The sequence below is a fragment of the Bradyrhizobium sp. CCBAU 45321 genome (assembly GCF_028128975.1).
GTDB classification, from domain to species: Bacteria; Pseudomonadota; Alphaproteobacteria; order Rhizobiales; family Xanthobacteraceae; genus Bradyrhizobium; species Bradyrhizobium yuanmingense.
Genome location: NZ_LFKZ01000069.1, coordinates 1 through 2,766 on the forward strand (window position 1 = coordinate 1; position 2,766 = coordinate 2,766).

At 60.0% G+C, this 2,766-nt stretch carries 2 protein-coding genes and 2 pseudogenes; 3 read left to right on the forward strand and 1 reads right to left on the reverse strand.

Annotated features, from left to right (window positions below):
• Positions 1 to 1,235: 1,235 nt before the first annotated feature.
• From ACM43_RS09785 to ACM43_RS09795, 3 genes and pseudogenes are all read left to right on the forward strand, one after another.
• A complete protein-coding gene (locus ACM43_RS09785; protein WP_036032394.1) occupies positions 1,236 to 1,520 on the forward strand; it encodes a DUF3892 domain-containing protein in 285 nt (94 codons plus the stop codon).
• A 389-nt stretch (positions 1,521 to 1,909) separates the two neighbouring features.
• On the forward strand, positions 1,910 to 2,071 hold the full coding sequence (gene tnpB, locus ACM43_RS09790) for an IS66 family insertion sequence element accessory protein TnpB (RefSeq protein ID WP_157786117.1): 162 nt from the start codon (positions 1,910 to 1,912) through the stop codon (positions 2,069 to 2,071).
• Positions 2,072 to 2,123: 52 nt separating this feature from the next.
• Positions 2,124 to 2,339: pseudogene (locus ACM43_RS09795) on the forward strand (IS66 family transposase); the annotation flags it as partial.
• A 90-nt stretch (positions 2,340 to 2,429) separates the two neighbouring features.
• On the opposite strand, the pseudogene ACM43_RS09800 reads toward ACM43_RS09795, so the two are convergent.
• Positions 2,430 to 2,766, reverse strand: a pseudogene (locus ACM43_RS09800) (AAA family ATPase); the annotation flags it as partial.

Below are 2,766 nucleotides of genomic sequence, written 5' to 3' on the forward strand. Positions count from 1 at the left end.
ACCCTGAGCGCGCCACAACTGCCGACGTCTATAAGGCCGAAAGCGCCTGCATGATGGTCGGCCACCTTCTAGTGGAGGTCGCTCATCTAATTGGCTACAGAGGATAGCTGGTCACTCTCCTACTCGCGGCGGTGGCTCGGACGCCCGCATGTTGCGCCAGCACCGGCAAGCAGCGCGGGCGCGACGCTGGCGAAAGTCTCACAGGGGTCCCACCCGAACCGGTTGGTGCTCACGCGCTACCCCTAGAAGATCGCGTATGCGTGCAGCGATCTTCCGTGCCTCCTTCGGCGCGAGATTGGGCTTCACGCAATCGAGTATGTCTACCATTGCCTGAGCCTCCTGGCATTAAACGTCGCGACTTGGCGATCTGCTTGGCTCAGAGACTGATCGGCCGCACGGGCCTGACTGGCTGCAAGCACCGCAAGCGCTTGCGACCGCAGTGGGGTGATGTGCTGCTCGAATGTGTGCATCCGTCGGCCCCGTGCTGTCCCTGCCACGCACCGCTAACATCGGTGGCCAGCCCTCCCCCTTGGAACGGCAAGGCCGGCCACCTTGCTCCTGAGAGGGTCACGTTCTCCCTGGCGCCACCAGATAATGGCGCGGACAAGTAACCGGGGCGGCTACCAGAATTGGTGGGGACGAGAATGTAAGGTGGTGCGAGCATGCTCAGCGCCGTCGAGGTACATTCGGACGTGAAACCACAGCACGTTCATGGAAGGGTCGCAGATGGTGAAATGGTTCTACAAGACTCACGCTGGGGTGGCTCAGATCGTTCCCACTGGGGAGGATTTTACGGTCACGCTTGATGATGAGACATTGGGGCGGTATGCTTCGCCAGCCTCCGCGGCCGAAGACTTGGCGAACGGGACATGCTCTTGGCCTTCGGCCGGAGACCCATCAAACCTGGGCATACCGGACAAAATCAGCCAGTGGCAGCGGGTGCGTTGACTTCCGCTCCCGAGGGTCCTCGCCCCTGGTGATCACCGCCTGCTTGGATCATCCGCAGTCGAAGTTAGCGGCAACGTGACTCGGCGCCCGAGCGTTGGAGGCAGAGCGCTGTCCCTGCAACGCACCGCCAACTTCGACACAGCCAGCCTCACAGCAGCGGAAGAAGCCGACGGTACGATACATTCATCAGGAAAAGCCCTAGCACAACTACCAGAACCGGTCGGCCCCACGTCGTCAGGCAATCTCTAAGCTGGTCCGACAGCTTGCAGAGACGGGAGACACCCCGCATGGCAAAACGCGTGCGCATTCGTTGCATAAACAAGTCTGACAGGCGAAACGCACATGAGAGAATCAAATTTGTCGGCGGGCTCAATTCAGACCGAACGCGATGGAGGCTATCCGTCGCGAAGACTATCCGAGATATCGAAAGCCGCGAGTGGGAGTACTACGTCGAAGAATCAGGCATCACTGTCGAGGTCATCGTCGCGACCGACGGCCAACACAAGTACATCAAGACAACAGTGGACGGAATTCAACCGGACAATCTCCTCTCGCTCCCTGAGTGTCCGTGAGGGATCGCAGGCAGTGCGGGCGAGACTCGGCGCCTGTTGGCTTGGGGCATGACAGGACGCTGTCCCTGCCCCGCCCGCACTACCATAGAAGCTAGCGGCACGTGACTCGGCGCTGACCGTTCTGGTGCCATCGCGCTGTCCCTGCCACGTCCCGCTAACTCCGGGGCTCCGTATCCGCGTTGGCTGACCAAAAGCTGACGAGACTGCGCGGCCATCCATAAAACGAAAAGCGGCCCGTGTGAGCCGCTTGCCGTCGAGAACAATACGGACGAGCCTATGATGGCTGCGAGCGTCAAGCACACGACTGCTCGGGCAATAGCTTCGTGTTGACAATTACTGTCCGCTCAATCTGCTCCGGCCAATCTTGCAGCCAAGCGAAGACGGCCTCAGTGCTGGTCCTGAAGCGGCTGACCGAGGACAAGTTCCGGTGGCCGCGCCGCCAGGAGGCGGTCGTCACGCTGACGACTGAGCAATTGCACTGGATCCTTGACGGCATCGATATCGATGCGATGGTCCGCCATCCGGTACGGCAATATCAGGCTGCCGGCTGAGCTCTCGAGTTGAGCGGTTGACGCGTCGGTACGGTTCAGATTCAAGATTCCAATGAATCGAACCGGCCATCCGAGTGTTGAGGTGCTGTTGGCGCGCATTGCTGCGCTGCAGGCGGAGAACCATCAACTCGCCGACCGCGGCGCCAAACTCGAGGAAGAACTGGCGCTGGCACGCCTGCATCGTTTTGCGCCACGCAGCGAAAAGCACGTCGATCGTCTCTTCAATGAAGTCGAGCAGGCCGCCGATGAGGATGACGCCGGCAGTGAAACGAACAATACGCTGCTCTGATTGTTTCACCTCGTCGGCGTCGCCAAGCACGGTCCAAAGACCACCGTCGAACTCCATGGCGACCTCGTACTACTCCTCCGCGTCGCGCCCGCGACCATATAGCTTCGCTCCCTTCTCGTCGCGGTCGAGCACGACGATCATGTCCGCCGCACCTGTAATTCCAGTGGTGCCAGACACCTGCTCGATAGGATCGCCAGACGAACCCTCCATTTTTCTGAGGTGCGTGACGAGGATAGTCGTCAGACCGTGCTCGCCAGAAAACTTTTGAAGCGGCACTATCGCCGAGTCGTCCGACAAATATGGATCTTGGTTGCCCTTGCGCTGCTCTTTGATTTTGGCGTGCGTGTCGATAATCAGGAGGCGAGGATTCTCAGCGCGGCTGTGCCACTCCGTAAGCTCCTTCATA